13 protein-coding genes are annotated in these 15,266 nt (G+C 58.4%); 8 read left to right on the top strand and 5 right to left on the bottom strand.

Annotated features, from left to right (window positions below):
- Positions 1-265: 265 nt before the first annotated feature.
- From FKW31_RS14000 to FKW31_RS13965, 8 genes are all read left to right on the top strand, one after another.
- Positions 266-1,417 carry a site-specific integrase gene (locus FKW31_RS14000; RefSeq protein ID WP_150178851.1) on the top strand — a complete coding sequence of 384 codons (1,152 nt, stop codon included), beginning with the start codon at positions 266-268 and terminating at the stop codon, positions 1,415-1,417.
- A 277-nt stretch (positions 1,418-1,694) separates the two neighbouring features.
- Complete coding sequence (locus FKW31_RS13995) at positions 1,695-2,669, top strand: NAD(P)-dependent oxidoreductase (protein WP_150178850.1); 975 nt, start codon at positions 1,695-1,697, stop codon at positions 2,667-2,669.
- A gap of 106 nt (positions 2,670-2,775) precedes the next feature.
- A complete protein-coding gene (locus FKW31_RS13990) occupies positions 2,776-3,684 on the top strand; it encodes a LysR family transcriptional regulator (protein WP_150178849.1) in 909 nt (302 codons plus the stop codon).
- A gap of 73 nt (positions 3,685-3,757) precedes the next feature.
- Positions 3,758-3,994, top strand: coding sequence for a hypothetical protein (locus FKW31_RS13985; protein WP_150178848.1), 237 nt, complete (start codon positions 3,758-3,760; stop codon positions 3,992-3,994).
- A gap of 278 nt (positions 3,995-4,272) precedes the next feature.
- Positions 4,273-4,521 carry a hypothetical protein gene (locus FKW31_RS13980; protein WP_150178847.1) on the top strand — a complete coding sequence of 83 codons (249 nt, stop codon included), beginning with the start codon at positions 4,273-4,275 and terminating at the stop codon, positions 4,519-4,521.
- The gene (locus tag FKW31_RS13975) at positions 4,514-6,988 is read left to right on the top strand and encodes an AAA family ATPase (RefSeq protein ID WP_150178846.1); all 2,475 of its coding nucleotides are present in this window, start codon (positions 4,514-4,516) and stop codon (positions 6,986-6,988) included. Before FKW31_RS13980 ends, FKW31_RS13975 begins: the two co-directional genes overlap by 8 nt.
- Positions 6,989-7,038: 50 nt before the next feature.
- A complete protein-coding gene (locus tag FKW31_RS13970) occupies positions 7,039-9,354 on the top strand; it encodes a hypothetical protein (RefSeq protein ID WP_202878729.1) in 2,316 nt (771 codons plus the stop codon).
- 429 nt (positions 9,355-9,783) lie between these two features.
- Positions 9,784-10,749 carry a LysR family transcriptional regulator gene (locus tag FKW31_RS13965; RefSeq protein WP_150178845.1) on the top strand — a complete coding sequence of 322 codons (966 nt, stop codon included), beginning with the start codon at positions 9,784-9,786 and terminating at the stop codon, positions 10,747-10,749.
- Here the strand turns inward: FKW31_RS13965 and FKW31_RS13960 are convergent.
- Genes FKW31_RS13960 through trbL form a run of 5 tightly spaced genes read right to left on the bottom strand, consistent with a single transcriptional unit; the run spans position 10,658 to position 15,264 of the window.
- Positions 10,658-10,930 carry a DUF2274 domain-containing protein gene (locus tag FKW31_RS13960; RefSeq protein WP_150178844.1) on the bottom strand — a complete coding sequence of 91 codons (273 nt, stop codon included), beginning with the start codon at positions 10,928-10,930 and terminating at the stop codon, positions 10,658-10,660. The two genes, FKW31_RS13965 and FKW31_RS13960, sit on opposite strands and share 92 nt — an antisense overlap.
- The gene (locus FKW31_RS13955; RefSeq protein WP_370513064.1) at positions 10,927-12,135 is read right to left on the bottom strand and encodes a TrbI/VirB10 family protein; all 1,209 of its coding nucleotides are present in this window, start codon (positions 12,133-12,135) and stop codon (positions 10,927-10,929) included. Before FKW31_RS13955 ends, FKW31_RS13960 begins: the two co-directional genes overlap by 4 nt.
- Entirely contained in the window at positions 12,132-13,133 is a 1,002-nt protein-coding gene (gene trbG / locus FKW31_RS13950; RefSeq protein ID WP_150178843.1) for a P-type conjugative transfer protein TrbG, read from the bottom strand. Before trbG ends, FKW31_RS13955 begins: the two co-directional genes overlap by 4 nt.
- Positions 13,130-13,813: a conjugal transfer protein TrbF gene (gene trbF, locus FKW31_RS13945; RefSeq protein WP_150178842.1), complete on the bottom strand. Its 684-nt coding sequence runs from the start codon at positions 13,811-13,813 to the stop codon at positions 13,130-13,132. Before trbF ends, trbG begins: the two co-directional genes overlap by 4 nt.
- Positions 13,814-13,818: 5 nt before the next feature.
- Entirely contained in the window at positions 13,819-15,264 is a 1,446-nt protein-coding gene (gene trbL / locus FKW31_RS13940) for a P-type conjugative transfer protein TrbL (protein WP_150178841.1), read from the bottom strand.
- Positions 15,265-15,266: the final 2 nt, after the last annotated feature.

Genomic DNA, 15,266 nt, shown 5'->3' with positions numbered 1-15,266 from the left:
GCCGCCCGATGGGCGGCCTAAGCATTTGTTTTCAAACGGAATTTTTGGTTGCGGGGATAGGATTTGAACCTATGACCTTCAGGTTATGAGTTAGGGATTTAAGCCTACGCCCCTCCCCGCCCCAGCCGACAGAACTACGCCTTACCACGCCGAACCCTTTATTTTCCTTGAAAAAACGTCCCATCAGGCTACGCAATTGTCTTACCGGCTACGCCCGGTTTCGCATTCATCTGTTTCCTATGTGTTTCCTGCGATGAGGGCAAGCATGGCCAAGCTCAGCAAGAAAACCGTCACCTCTGCCGACCCGACAGAGAAGGATTATTTCCTCTGGGATGACAGCATTCCGGCCTTCGCAGTCCGGGTGTGGCCATCCGGCCGAAAGGTGTACGTCATTCATTATCGCGCCGGCGGCCGCATGCGCCGCTACACGATCGGACAACATGGGAGCCCATGGACGGCCGATCTAGCGCGTGAAGAAGCCATCAAGGTTCTTGCACGGGTTCATAGCGGCGAGAATCCCTCGGATGCTCGTGTAGAAGAACGCAAGGCGATGACCGTCAGGGAATTTAGTAATCGTTTCCTGGACGAATATGTGGATGTCCACCTCAAACCAACGACCCAGAGCGAGTATAAGAGAGCTGTGGATCTGTTCATCGTTCCGAAATTTGGGACATGGCGGATGGCAGACATATCGCGTGCAGACGTCTCCGAATTGCACGGGGATCTACGACATATTCCTTATCAGGCCAATCGCACGCTCGGCGTACTGTCCAAAATGTTCAGCCTGGCAGACCTCTGGGGTATTCGGACTGACGGTCTCAACCCGTGCCGCGGCGTTCAGCGCTATAAGGAGGAGAAGCGCGAGCGTTATCTAACCCAAGAAGAATATGCGCGCCTCGGCGCCACACTCAATGAAGCAGAGGATATGCCAGAGGCCGTCTGGGCGATCCGTCTGCTTATCCTGACAGGTTGCCGACTACGGGAAATCCAGACTCTGCAATGGAGCCACGTCTTCTTCGACCAATCCGAATTGAGGCTGCCTGACAGTAAAACCGGGGCCAAAATCGTCCAGATCGGACAAGCGGCCATGAACGTAATCAAATCCATCCCCCGGTTGGAGGACAATCCTTATGTCATTACCGGACGGAAAAAAGGTGGCTATTTGACTGACCTGGAAAAACCCTGGCGCCGCATTCGCAAAGCCGCGAGTCTGGACGACGTCAGGATTCATGATCTGCGCCATTCCTTCGCTTCTGACGCACTGGAAATGGGAGCTGACCTGACGATGATCGGTCGTATGCTGGGACACAGCGATATCAAGACGACAGCTCGTTACGCTCACTTAAAGCGGGAGAACGTGAGGCTCTCAACCAACCTTGTGTCCGAGAAGATATCTGCAGCACTTTTGGGACAATAAAATGTCATTAATGCAGAAACTTCCCTTTGATTTCGAATGTTCAAAAACAATATATAGCATTATTATGCACCTGAATATTAATACAAAACCTAAAGAAAAAGAGATTTTTATTTTTGAAATTTCACAAAATACTTAAAAGAAAATCCCATATCTTTTGATGAAATATTTTCATCACGTCATTGAACGGTATTGGGGAAGGGAAATGAAGAAATAAGCGTTATCTTCCAATGCACAGACCATGCGTAAACGCGCGCCCACACAGATCGGGAGAATGACAATGTCGAGAATTATCGTCATCGGCGGCACGGGCCATATCGGAACATATCTTGTGCCAACGCTTGTCGATCAGGGGCACGACGTGGTCAGTGTCAGCCGGGGACTGGCCAGAAGCTATATCCATAACACGGCCTGGGATCGCGTCGAGCAAGTCGCGGTGGATCGTCAGGCGGAAGAAAGAGCTGGCACGTTCATTGAGCGCATCGTCGGATTGAAACCGGAAATCGTCATCGACCTTATTTCGTTCAATCTGGCCAGCACCCGGCCTCTGGTCGAAGCGCTACGTGGTAAGATCGAACATTTCCTGCATTGCAGCACGCTCTGGGTTTACGGGCATACCGCCGCAGTACCAGCGGACGAGGACGAGCCTCTTAATCCCTTCGGTGAATACGGTATCGACAAGGCCGAAATTGAAAAATGGCTTATGCACGAGGCGCGTACCACTGGCTTCCCCGCGACAATCTTTCGCCCCGGTCAGATCGTTGGCGAAGGATGGACCCCGATTACGCCTCTCGCGAACGACAAAGTAGCCGTTTTCTCTAAAATGGCTCGTGGTGAAAAAATCGTCCTTCCCAATCTCGGACTGGAGACGGTGAACCATGTTCATGCGGCCGACATTTCGCAACTGATCCAGCGTGTAATTACAAATCGCAGCGTTGCGATTGGCGAGACGTTCAACGCAGTTTCAGATACGGCGCTGAACCTGAGAGGCTACGCGGAGACGATCTTTACGTGGTTTGGTTTCGAACCGAAGATTGCTTATGCTCCCTATGAGGAATGGATGAAGCTGCAGCCCACGCCAGAAGAAGCCCATCACTCTTGGGAGCATTTTGCGCGGAGTTCGTGCCTGTCTATCGAAAAAGCCCGTCGAAAACTCGGTTATGAGCCTGCCTACAGCAGCATAGCTGGTATCAAGGAATCAATTGCGTGGCTTATAGAGAACGGCAAGGTTGAGAAGCCCAAGGCTTGGAAGTGATCGTCCCCCCAAATTTATGCCTTGATTACCCTCGTGATCAATACCGCAGCGTTTGAAGAAAAGAAGATTGCGGCACGTGCCGGCAAGAAAGTCTGAAATCCGAAACATGTCCGTAGCACGCTCCCAACTCACCGATTTTACCTACTTTCTAGCCGTCGCCAGACATCGCAACTTTCGATTGGCCGGTCTGGAAATGGGGGTGAGCCCCTCGGCAATCAGTCATGCGCTAAAGGGGCTGGAAGCAAAGCTCGGTGTGCGTCTCGTTAACAGAACGAACCGCAGCGTGACTTTGACCGCCGCAGGTGAAGAGTTTCGTGATTCAATTGAAGTGCCGCTGAAAGATATCGATCAGGCCGTGGAACGACTGAATAAACATCGTGACTCCCCACAAGGACGTATCCGAATTAACGCGCAGGTGGATGCCGCCCACACGATTTTACCTCCTGTTCTGGCACTTTATGCAGAGCGCTATCCCGAAATAAAAATCGAAATTGAAGCTACGGATCGTCTGGTAGATATCACCCATGAGGGGTTCGATGCTGGTATCCGTGTCAGTGGGACCGTGCCGGAAGACATGGTGGCACAGCGTATTTCAGGCGATTTGCGGTGGATTGTCGCAGGAGCTCCAGCGTATTTTGAACGGTTCGGTATTCCACAGACACCGAGCGACCTTAAAAATCACCGTTGTATCAACGGGCGATTAGGTGACGGGCGTATCTATCAATGGGAATTCGAAGGACCTGACGGCGAGTTCTCAATGTCGGTCCCGACCCAGTTTGTCCTGAATGATCGTCCCACGATGCTGGCCATGACGTTGGCTGGCTCCGGCCTTATGTACTGTGTTGAGCCCGTGTTTTCCCCCTACCTGAAAAGTGGCGAGCTTCAGATTGTACTTGAAGCATGGGCTGCCCAAGGTGAAAGGTATCAAATCTACTACTCCAGCCGAAGACAGGTTCCGCTCGGTTTGCGCCTGTTGATCGATCTTATCCGGGAAGTCCGTCCCTTAGGTTTGTAATTCACACATAAATTCAAGACATCTAACGGTAAACACGCCCATCATGTGAGGATATGCCGATCTGATCGAGACCATGCTTGCCGGGACAGCCGCACGGCATGTGCTGACCCGACGTTCACTCCAGACCGCGCTCGACAGAGCCCGGGCCGAAGCGGAGCAGATCACCGCAGGCCATCCGATATGGGACTTGGCTGCACGGCTGTTTCCCGAAACCTACAACGGGCTGCTGCGCGCGGAACTCGCTGATCTCGATCAATTGCCGGCTTGGGCCACGATCGATCTCGATCCTGACAGCGATACAGTGAGATAACAGCTATCCTGCTCACCCGTGGATCAGCCAGTGAGATGTGTCGGCTGTTGTACACCGATGTCACGCCGGACCTCCGCTGGTCTCCGACGATTTGGGTCCGGTGAAGCGGTCCGGCTAGCCATAATGAAGGGCTGGGGATCATAGCCTAGTTAGCTGATCGGATTGGTGCGGAGACCATCGCTTTCGCTCCGCCCCAAATTAGCTAGTCTTCCCACTAGGGCGGAGGGGCATTACGGTGGTTTCGTGCTTGATTCGCGGGTGAGTAGGAAGAGGAATTGATGGACGAGGACGAGACAGCAGCTCCGAAGGAGGCGACGGATGTGTTGGAAACGCCAGACGCGTTTCTGACCGGGGTAGCTGCTGCGCTCAACGCCTCCGGTGATGTCGATGCCGATTTGGCCGCGATCCTGACGGATCATCTGTTGACCGTTATGCCGCACGAAAATGTCATTGCGAATGCCAAGGCGGCGATCCTGAAGCTGGCCGCTGAGCGCGCGGCCACGGCCGAAGAAGCGGCCGATGGCTGATCCGACGCTGTTCCACTCGCTGACCCTCGAAGGCTTTCGCGCCTATCTTCAGCCTAAGACCTTCGACTTCAGCAAGAAGCCGAGCCTTGCGATTTTCGCGCCCAATGGTCTCGGCAAGTCGAGTGTCATCGACGCGCTCGAATTCCTCTTCTCCGAACATGGCACGCTCGATCGGCTCGGGCAGCGTGCGCTCAATAACCAGGCCGGCCCGTCCGCGCTGGTCCATAATGGCGCGCAGGCGGCAGGGATCGCGCCGTTGGTCAAGTTCACGACCATCACCGGCAAGGCCACCACTGCGGGAAGCCGTACGGCGCTGGGCAATCCACGCCCGATCCATGCAGCAGCCACCGCAATGAAAGCCGGGTTCGTCGTCGCGCCGATCATCCGCGGTTATACGCTGCGGACTTTCGTCGAAGAGCATAAGGCGGAGACCCGCTACAGCGACGTGGTGAGTTGGCTGCAGCTCTCGCCGCTGGTCGAGGTCCAGAAGAATCTCCGGCTGCTGCGCCGCGAGGTCAAGGTCGCTGCCGAGAGCACGACTGAGCAGGTTCGCCTCGCCGGGCAGTTACGCACCGAAACCGTCCAGGCCGTGCAGGCGTGGGACGGCGCGGCTGTGCTCGACTTCGTCAACACAAACGTCATTGCGCCACTCGATGCCGCGTTGACGATGGCGGCGCTCGATGCCGCAGACGCCGGCTATGTCGATATCGGCAAACGCGTCGCGGCCGAGGAGAAGAGCGTCGGCCTCGCCGGTCTGCGGCAGGTCCGCAACTCGGTTATCGCGCTGTGGCAAAAGATTGTGCCGGAGGGCGGCGGCGACGACAAATATTCGGGCGCCATTGCCGCCTTCGACGAAGCGCTGGCGGTACTGGCCGATGCCATGGCCACCGAAGCCGACGAGCGCGACAAAGCGGCGGACACGGTCTTCCGGTCGGTGTGGAAGGAAGCAGAGAAACTGTTTGCCGACGATGCTGCTGCTCCGGACAAATGTCCAGTCTGCGCGACGACGATCGGCGATACCGCTGCCGGAAGCGTCCCCGCGATCCGCGATCTTCTGAAGACCCACCTCGACGATCTGCAAAGCTACAACGACGCCAAGACCGCGCTGGACGACGCCGACAAAGCCACTATCAAGGCGCATAACCAGCTAATCGCGCGGCTTCCAGCGATGATCGATCATCTGTCCGAAGATGATCCCGACGGCTTCAGGGCAGCACTCATCGAGTATCAGGCCGGGGTTGCCGCATGGCCGACCGCCGCCGCCCCTGCGTCCACCGCGATCACCGCCGATCTGGAGGCGCGCCTCGCCGGTCTCGACCAGGACATCGCCGACATCAAGGACAAGCAAGGCGAACATACCTGGGTGAAGGCAAAGGCGAGCATCGACCGACTGGTGAAGCTCCAGACGGATGTAGCGCTGGCGACACGGACGACCGAGGAACTCACGGCGTTGCACGAGTCTCTCGGCACCCAGGCCACGCTCGTCTCGGCCAAGATTCGCGAGAAGATTCAGTCGCTGCTCGACACCCTCCAGGCGCCGATGAACGACATCTACAAGGAAATCCAGGGCGACAAGGCCAGGCCGATCCGGCTCGAGCTGCCCAGGGAGGACGATACCAATCAGCAGCGCATGCAGCTGGTCATCGACTTCGCCGATAATCGTCAGGGTGTTGCGCCCGGCGGCTATCTGAGCGACTCCCAGATTCACTCGGTGGCGCTGGCGCTGCGCCTCGCGGCGATCAAGAAATTCAACAGAGCCGCCCCGGTGATCGCGCTCGACGATGTCGTTACCTCCTATGACGCCGACCATCGCCGCGCGATCGGCGCGCTACTCGCCAAGATGTTCACCGACTGCCAGATCATCCTCGTCACCCATGACGAGCGGTTCTTCAATCACTTGAAGGATCAGCTCGCCGCGAAGGACTGGCAGTTCACGCGCATCATCGGGCTAGACCCGGCGAACGGCCCGCGCTTCGCCGACCATAAGGTGACAGACGAGATGATTGCCGATCGCTGGGACAAGGGCGAATCCGCTGCCAACGAGATGCGTCAGGCCGAGGAGGAATGGTTGCTCGGCATCGCTCGAGGCTTCGGCGTCAACGTCCGCATCCGTCAGCTCGAGAAGGCCTATTCGTACGAGCGATCCGAATTGGCCTCGGCGATCGGCGGCTTCCTCAGCGATATCAAATTGACGCCGGCCGACGTGCCCGGGGTCAACAACCGATTCATCACCAGCTTGGTGAAGGGCGACATCGAGAATTTCGGCAGCCACTTCCAGGACGCGCCCTATGGCGATGGCTCGATCGGCGACGAGAAGACACGCTGGGGCGAATTCAAAGCATTCCGCGGTCAATTCGAATGCGTGTGTGGCCGAACGAAGTATCAGAGGCCTTTCGGCCTTAGCAAGCCGGTCTGCGCTCACAATAAATGCGAGACACAATTCGAGTTCAAATCGCCTGTTGTGTGAGGAAAGCCGACTTATTTCTTCATCGGGGGCAAGGTGAGGGTGTGAGAACTGTGCACAGTGAAATTGAAACTACGGAACGCGATCCACGTAGCGCGCAGGGCCCCTGGAGCGATCTCGCGCTTCACACGATCGGTTGGCGCGCCTTTCAGGACCTTTGCTCGCAAGTCTGCGAAGTGGTCCTAGGGCGCCCCGTCGAAATATTCCGGGAAGCGCAGGACGGCGGTCAGGATGCGGTCTTTCTCATACCCTCGCCAAATGGCGAGCAGCTCATCGGCACGATCCAGTGCAAGCACACTTCGGACGCCGGCAAAGCGTTGAAGCTCAGCGACCTCTCCGCTGAAATCGGTAATGTCGAGGAACTCGTTAAAGGCGGCCAGGCAGACACATACATCTTCATGACCAACATGAGCGTGGATGCGCCGGTTGCGGCCGCCATGCGCGCCAAACTGCGCGAGTTCGGCGTTCGCAAGCCGCATATCCTGGGCCGCCAATACATCGTTCGGGTCATCAAGAGCAGCGCACGCCTGCGCGCCCTCGTCCCGCAGGTTTACGGTTTAGGGGATTTGACAGCGATCGTCGATGAACGGCTTAGCGAGCAGAGCCGCGCGCTGCTCGATAGCTGGATTCCGAAACTTCGTACCTATGTTCCAACTCAGGCGCATCGCGACGCCGTCAACGCCATCTCGGACCACGGCGTGGTGCTTCTGCTCGGTAATCCTGCGAGCGGCAAATCGGCGATCGGTGCGATCGTTTCAACGATCGCTTCGGAAAATCCCGACAACACCGTGTTGGCGCTGACCAGTCCACGTGATTTCGAGGCTGGCTGGAATCCCAACGATCCCGGGCGATTCTTTTGGATTGACGACGCTTTTGGCTCGAACGTGCTGCGCGACGATTACGTACAGGATTGGGCGTCGGCGTTTTCGAAGCTGCGCGCAGCAATCAAGCACGGCAACCGCTTCCTGCTGACATCGCGCAAGCATATTTACGAAGCAGCTCGGCGCCGACTGGGGCAGCGTAATCTAGCGCAATTCGCTGATGGCAGTGCCGTGGTCGACGTCGGTGAACTTACCTTCGAAGAGAAGGCACAAATCCTTTACAACCACATCAATTTCGGCGAGCAGAGCCAAAGCTGGCGTTCGAACGTCAAGCCGTATCTAGCCGCCGTTGCCGCCGTCGAAGAGTTCTTGCCCGGAATCGCTGAGCGGCTTGGCGACCCGAACTTTACCAAGGGACTGACGCCGCGCGAAAGTTCGCTCGTCCGCTTCATGGAGGAGCCGACCGAGCACCTTATCGACACGGTCAACGCACTGGACGAGCAACTCCGGGCCGCGCTCTATCTCATCTACGTTCATCAAGCCGGCTTCGATCCCAGCGATCATGATGCGGCGGCAGCGCAGGCGGTTTCGGACTTGACCGGTTTCACCCTAGCCAAGATCCAAGATTGCTTCGCCGAATTGAAGGGATCCTTTCTCAAGCTATCCGGCGCCAAATGGACCTTCGCGCATCCGACCATCTCGGATGCTCTGACAGAGGTTTTGCGGCAAAAACCTCATATGATGGCCGCACTGCTCCGCGGCGCACCAATTGATACGATCCTCGGCAGCTTCACTTGCGAGGGATCGCCGCTCATTCGGGATGCCTTGGTGATTCCATCCACGCTGGACGAAGCGCTGGTAGCGCGTCTCAGCCACACGCCGGACGAAAACCATCGAAATTGGATGCTGTTTCACTTCCTGTCATACAGGGCGAACGACGCGGTTTTCACCAAACTAATCGGACAGTTCCCGGAGCTACTCAGGCGCTACTGCTGGCAGTCCGATCCCCTCGCCAATGACCCTCGATTTCATACCTACGGCCGCGCCCATCAATTCGGCCTACTCCCGGAAGATTTGCGACGCGAGGCCGCAAGGAGCCTCGAATCCGCAGCGCTCTCAGACCTCGATATGTCCTTTTTTGCCGAGCGGGGAATGCTCGCACTCATATCGCCACTTCGTCTCGTCGGATTAGGCTTGGCGCTGCGAACCAATCTTCTGCCCGCTCTTGAAGAGAAGATCGACGAGATCGCCGCAGATGCCGATCTGGATGAAGAGCCCGACAGCCACTTTAAGAAATTGCTCAGTGCGCTCGAGCGCATCGAGGAGATAGGCGTTGAGCTAGATGACGATGCGATTGGCTTGGTCGGCGACGCGCGGGATCAGGTGAATCGGGCGGTCGACGGACTTGAAGAACGCAAGCGGGAGCGCGACGAAGAGAACGAAGACGACACGGACTGGACCTATATCGTCACGCAGAAGAAAGAAGAACCGTCACCGCCGGAACCTGCTGCTACGAAGCGCTCGGTCTTCGATGATGTCGATAAGTGACGATCACCAGATGGGACGATCGGATACATGCGATAACATCCGCAACTTAGGCAACTCCTGCCCTGCGGCCAGAAGCAGCCCGAATGACTGCTCTTGTGAGACTACAACGTTCGTGCAGCCAGTAACGAACGTCTCAATCTGGTCGTTAATCGTCATAAACGCGAGCACCGCGAATGACAGCTTCCGATTACTCCTCACCGATAACCGATCTACTGCTTGCCCTCATTGCTGCCGTCCCGCGGCCTTCTAAGGCTTGCTGTTGCAGTGCTTGCAACAGCAAGCCTTTAGTTAAAGATGCTTCATGTCACGCAAAGGCTGAACACGCACAGTGTGAGAGCAGTTAACTGAGATTTTCTCACAAATTCTTGCAGAAGCGATATAGATTTGTAACGCTGTATTTCTATAACCCGTCCCTGCTAACCTCTGATAATGACGATAGAAACCCGGCACCTGCGATATGCGATCGCGGCCCTTGAGCAAGGGAGCATCAGAAAAGCCGCCCTGAAACTGGGCGTGCGGCAGATGACGGTTGTGCGGCACATTGAGGCGCTTGAGAACCATGTCGGCTATTCCCTGTTTACAAGGAGACGAGACGGCGTTCACCCCACTGATGATGGCACCACTTTCATGCAGGCCGCACGACGTATCCTTCAGGACATGGAGAGTCTGACTGCCCATACGCGCTCCAGCCGCCATAAGAGAGGCGAGCGCATTGCCATAGGATTTTATACCTCTGTTTCGACCGGCAATCTGCGCGCCACCCTGACTGAATTCCGCAGTCGTTACCCGGACCTCCAGTGGCGGCTGGTTGGGGGCACCCGGCGTGAACTTCTGGCGGCACTTGAACGGGGGCATATTGACATTGCCATCGTGACAGCCGGTGAATTGAACTGGCCGGAAGGCTCTCTTCCGCTGTGGCCAGAGCGATGCATTGCCGTCTTACCCGCGAAACACCCTCTTGCTGGCGAAGCGGTGCTCGAATGGATGATTCTGAAAAAGGAGCGTTTTCTGGTCAGCAGTCTGGATCCAGGTCAGGAACTGACACGGATCATTCGTGCATGTCTGGGCCGCGGCAGTCATCATCCCACCCTGATTGAGCATGATATCCCGTTGGCGTCTCTGCGGCCTTTTGTAAGTGAGGACCGAGGGATCATGATCGATTGTGAAAGCAGCACGGGCGAAACGTTGCCAGGGATCGTCTACCGCGAGCTACGCTTCGAAAACGCGCCGAGCGAGTTGCGGTTCGCGGCCTGCTGGTTGCGAAGCAACCCAAGCCGTCCCCTCGCCTCCTTCCTCTCCCTGCTCAGGGAACGTTACCCGGACCTGATCCCGCCGACTTCACCCGAGCCACCCGTGAATGACGCTGTTTCTGGAACGCCCGATCCGTCTCCATGAAACGTCCAACCATAAGCGGCACCAGTCTGGCCGCGTCAGTTACGGCATCTGCAGGCTCGCCGGCAGTGCCCGAGACCAGCTCGACATAGAGCAGCAGATCCCGATGGATTTCCGCCGGCAATTCGATCGTCAGCTTCACGGGCCGACTGTCGGGGATGGCACTGATACGGAGTTTGCTCATGGAGATGCTCCTTCCTGCTGATGCCAGGGTTTGAGGACAAGATCGCGATTGACGATCAGCGTGAACGGCAGGCCGGGCCGGTCAGTCAGCGTGGGCTGCACGTCCATGCTGCGGTCGATCAGACGGTTCCCCACCATGGAGAACCCGTTGCTGGCCCCGCTGCGGATGGCCTGAAACAGGTTGTTCTCACCCCATGATGTGCCGGCTTCCGAGCCGACGCTGAGCAGGGTCGTGACCAGAGCTGCCTTGAAAAGCTGCCCCCAGTGCTGGTCCACCATATCCTTCAGGCCGGTCTGGCCGATCGCATCCGCGCCGGGCATCCTGTCGAGCACGATGCTGTTACCATCGGGCCGGATAAGTCGCGTCCAGATGACCTGTGTGCGCTGCTGCCCGAACGAGATGCTGCTGTTGTAGCTCCCGAAAAGCGTGCTGCCCTGGGGAACCAGAAGATAGCGTCCAGTTGGACTGTCATAGACATTCTGCGTCACATGCCCAATGAGCTGGCCAGGCAGGTCGGAACTGACTTTGGTGTTCAGCGCGCCCGCAATCACTGTCCCAGCCTGTATCACGTAGGGCGAAGCCGGTGGCGTCAGACGATCGGGACTGACCGTGACACGGTCTGGTTCTCCCGCCAGAAAGGCACGGTTGGCAGCCTGGCGATCACTCGCGCCAGATTGTGCAACTTTTACGTTACCCCCGGTTGCCGGTGCGACGATGGGGAGTTCATTGTCCTGTCGCCCGCCATCACGTGTCAGCACGAACAGCTTGCTGGCGATGGCAGCTGCGACTTCCTGTTCGGCGCGATGGTCGCCCATGCCGGAGACAGGACCAGCGCGCCCTTCCTGCTGCGCTTTCAGGATCGGTTTACCCAGATCACCAGGCAAGGGCGGTCCCAGCTTCGGCACGCCGGTATAATCCTTCGGCAAGGCATCCAGCCCGTCGGCCGAGGGACGCGCATCAGACTCCTGAACGACTGACGGTGCCCCCTGACGACCGGAATTCTGGAGCGCATAACCGAGCGCCAGACCTATTCCGATCATCGCGGTGCCGGCCAGCGCCCAGATGACGTAGCGCGACAGCCGGACGACCTTTGGCCGTTCCGCCCGCAGACGGAGGTCTGGCGTAGAGGGCGGAACCGCCGGGCACCCGCTGTCCATTCCCTCTTCCCGTCCTGCATCACGGTCCGCGTCCTGCTCGCCCGTCATGAGCGCCGTCCATCGGTACGGACAATCCGCACGCGCTGTTCAGACTGTTTGTCGCCCAGCCGAAGTTCGGCGGCCGCGAAGAGCCGGTCCACGATCATCCAGTTCTGACGCACCCGGTAATTGACCAGTTCCGGTCCGCCATCAGCCCCCAGCACGAACAGTGGGGGTAGCTCGCCCTGCCCGATCCCCGATGGGAAGGCGATATAGACCTTATGCCCATCATCGAAGACCCGGCTGGGAAGCCAGGGCGGCGTGCCGCCTTTGATCGGCTGGATGGCATAACGGAAACTCAGGGCGTTCAGATCCAGCCTCACATCCACCGACGCAGCTTCATCGGCAGCACTATCCTGCCGATGCAAAGCAATCAGATCGTCTTCGGGATAGTCCCAGGAGACAGATGCCATATAGGTAGCTGGCGTTGATCTCAATTCGGCAAGGTAGGTCCGTCGGTCGGTATTGACGATCAGATTGGTCGTGAGATCCGGCCGTGTTGGCTTCACCAGAATATGGATGCGTTTGGTCGCCCCTGTCCCACTCTCGGTATCGCCGATGATCCAGCGCACCGTATCCCCAGCGGCAACCGGCCCCGTGCCGACCAACCTTTCGCCCTGCTGGAGCATGATGTCGGTGATCTCACCCGGTGAGGTGTAGACCTGATAAAGTGCGCCCGGACTGTAGGGATAAACCTGTACCGCATTGATGAACCCGGCCCGCGTAGGCTGAATGCGCGCTGCCAGATTAGCCTGCGTCACCCGCGTGGTTGGGTCGGCGACTTCGGGCGACGGATGGACCGCGCGTCGTGACGGCAGCGACTTGAGCTGGCCTGGCAAGGGAAGGATTTTCGGGACTTCCACCACCTGGACCGGCTTTGGCGGATCGGGCAGTCGGGTTGCCTGCATCGCGTCATCGTAACGGATGACGGGCGGATGATACTGCTGTGCGCATCCGGCCAGGGGCAGAACAAGCAGGGGAAGAAAACGAAGGGCACGACGGATCATTGGCCCAGCTCCTTCGACCAGTTGATGGCGGAGACGTAAATCCCCAGAGGGTTTTTTCGGAGGTGGTCGGCATCACGCGGCACGGTGAGCCTGGTCGCGACAATGGCAGTCCATCGCTCTGTGCCGACGAAAGCCCCGTCGCGATAATGCCGCTCGACCCACGCGACCCTGAAACTGGTGGGCGACGCACGGATGACCGATGAGACATCCAGTTCAACCTGCTCATGCCCGACGCGGGCAAAAGGGTCATTCAGGCGCGCATAGTCATTCAGTGCGACAGCACCCGTGGTCGTGGTGAAATCATACGCACGCAGCCAGTTCTGCCGCACCACGACGGGATCGGAGGACAGGCTGCGGATATCCTCAATGAAACGGGCCAGATACCAGGCGATCTGTGGATCGGTGGGCCTGTAGGACGCTGTTGCGGGGGCGACGATCTGCGCCTCACCCAGATGATCGACCTGCACGACCCACGGCGTGACGGTGCCGCGCGCGGACTGCCAGACCAGTCCCGCGCCAAGTCCTGCGGACAGGAACAGCGACCCAAACGCCATCAGTCGCCAGTTCCGCGCCTGGACACGGGCGGACCCGATCCGGTCATCCCAGATCTGCGCCGCTTTCTGGTAAGGTGTGACCGGCTCGGGTGTTGCCCCGTAGCGCGTGGTGGAGCGACGGAACATTGTCCTTATTCCTTTTCTGACAGATCAATGGACGCCGATCCGCCTCCGCCATCGGCGGCGCGGATGACATGGGCCGCCTCGGCGGCATGGGTGGCGGCATTACGCCGCTTCATGGTGCGCGCCCAGCGCGGCGGCTCAGCGTCGGTGCGACCGGAGCTACCCCCGCCCTCTCCACCACCATCGCCACCTCCGGACGGACCGGCACCTGCCGGGCCACCACCGGTCGGAGAACCTCCTCCTGAGGGACCACCCCCGGATGGCGTGGGTCCACCGCCTTCAGCACCGTTCGTGCCGCCTCCCATGCCGCGCGCAGCCCATTGGCCACCAGCGGAATAGCTTTCCTTGAGCGAGGAGACGGCTGACGCGGCTTTGCTTTTCACGGCATTGACTGCCGCACCACCTGCAGCACGACCAACATTCCCCGCAGCAGCCGTCATTCCGGCTGCCCCCGTCTGTCCCGCAGCGCCAACCGAATATGCGGTCGTGGCTGCACCTGCGATTGCGGCTCCTCCGCGGGCGGCGGCAGCGGTCGCACCCACAGCCGCAGCGCCACCAGAGGCGACGGCTCCAACACCAGCCACCGCCGCAGCCCCCATGGCACCAACAGTCATACCAGTGCCGACAGCGGCCCCTGCCCCAAGCTGGGGAGCGCCGGAGATCAGCCCGTTGGCGATGCTGCCGCCAAAAATGGACAGACCGACAATCGCGAGCGAGGCTAGCACCACCGAGACAGATTGCCCGATCGTGGGAACATCGCTGCCGTAGGAGATGGTGAATTGTTTAAAGAGCACGGATGCGATGGCGGAAATCACCGCCAGCACCATGATCTTCACGCCGGACGAGACGACATTGCCCAGCACCTTCTCGGCCAGAAAAGCGGTGCGGTTGAACAGCGCAAAGGGGATCAGCACGAAGCCTGCCAGCGTGGTCAGCTTGAATTCGATCAGGGCGACAAAAAGCTGAACCGCCAGAATAAAAAATGCCGCCAGCACGATCAGCCAGGACAGGCAGAGCACGAAGATCTGGATGAAATTCGTAAAGAAGGCGACCGGGCCAAGCAGATTGTGAACAGAGTCCAGAAGCGGCTGGGCTGCGTCCAAACCGGTGGAAGCCAGACGGCCAGGACGCAGGAAATCAGAAAGCGGCAGCGTTCCACCTCCGACTTTCAGACCGAGAGCCGCAAAACTGTCGAAGACGATCTTCGAGAGCGCATCGAAATCGTTGATGACCCAGGCGAAGAAGCCGATATAGAGTGTCTTCTTGACCAGACGCTGGATGATGTCTTCATTAGCCACCCACGCCCAGAACAGCCCGGCCAGAGCGATATCCAGCACGGACAGCGTTCCCGCCAGTGAGATCACGTTGCCCTTCACCAGACCGAACCCGGTATCGATCGTGGTGGTAAAGGTATTCAGAAAAGTGTCGATTACGCCTACGTCGTTGGTGGCCATGG

Source organism: Acetobacter sp. DmW_136 (assembly GCF_008690365.1).
GTDB lineage: Bacteria > Pseudomonadota > Alphaproteobacteria > Acetobacterales > Acetobacteraceae > Acetobacter > Acetobacter oryzifermentans.
The sequence above is the reverse complement of the archived record's forward strand: the minus strand, read 5'-3'. Positions and strand labels throughout refer to the sequence as shown.

What these genes read in the sequence shown, in the direction of transcription:
- FKW31_RS14000 (WP_150178851.1), top strand. Translation starts at nt 266, where the DNA reads ATGGCCAAGCTCAGCAAGAAAACCGTCACCTCTGCCGACCCGACAGAG.
- FKW31_RS13995 (WP_150178850.1), top strand. Translation starts at nt 1,695, where the DNA reads ATGTCGAGAATTATCGTCATCGGCGGCACGGGCCATATCGGAACATAT.
- FKW31_RS13990 (WP_150178849.1), top strand. Translation starts at nt 2,776, where the DNA reads ATGTCCGTAGCACGCTCCCAACTCACCGATTTTACCTACTTTCTAGCC.
- FKW31_RS13985 (WP_150178848.1), top strand. Translation starts at nt 3,758, where the DNA reads ATGCTTGCCGGGACAGCCGCACGGCATGTGCTGACCCGACGTTCACTC.
- FKW31_RS13980 (WP_150178847.1), top strand. Translation starts at nt 4,273, where the DNA reads ATGGACGAGGACGAGACAGCAGCTCCGAAGGAGGCGACGGATGTGTTG.
- FKW31_RS13975 (WP_150178846.1), top strand. Translation starts at nt 4,514, where the DNA reads ATGGCTGATCCGACGCTGTTCCACTCGCTGACCCTCGAAGGCTTTCGC.
- FKW31_RS13965 (WP_150178845.1), top strand. Translation starts at nt 9,784, where the DNA reads ATGACGATAGAAACCCGGCACCTGCGATATGCGATCGCGGCCCTTGAG.
- FKW31_RS13960 (WP_150178844.1), bottom strand. Translation starts at nt 10,930, where the DNA reads ATGAGCAAACTCCGTATCAGTGCCATCCCCGACAGTCGGCCCGTGAAG.
- FKW31_RS13955 (WP_370513064.1), bottom strand. Translation starts at nt 12,135, where the DNA reads ATGACGGGCGAGCAGGACGCGGACCGTGATGCAGGACGGGAAGAGGGA.
- trbG (WP_150178843.1), bottom strand. Translation starts at nt 13,133, where the DNA reads ATGATCCGTCGTGCCCTTCGTTTTCTTCCCCTGCTTGTTCTGCCCCTG.
- trbF (WP_150178842.1), bottom strand. Translation starts at nt 13,813, where the DNA reads ATGTTCCGTCGCTCCACCACGCGCTACGGGGCAACACCCGAGCCGGTC.
- trbL (WP_150178841.1), bottom strand. Translation starts at nt 15,264, where the DNA reads ATGGCCACCAACGACGTAGGCGTAATCGACACTTTTCTGAATACCTTT.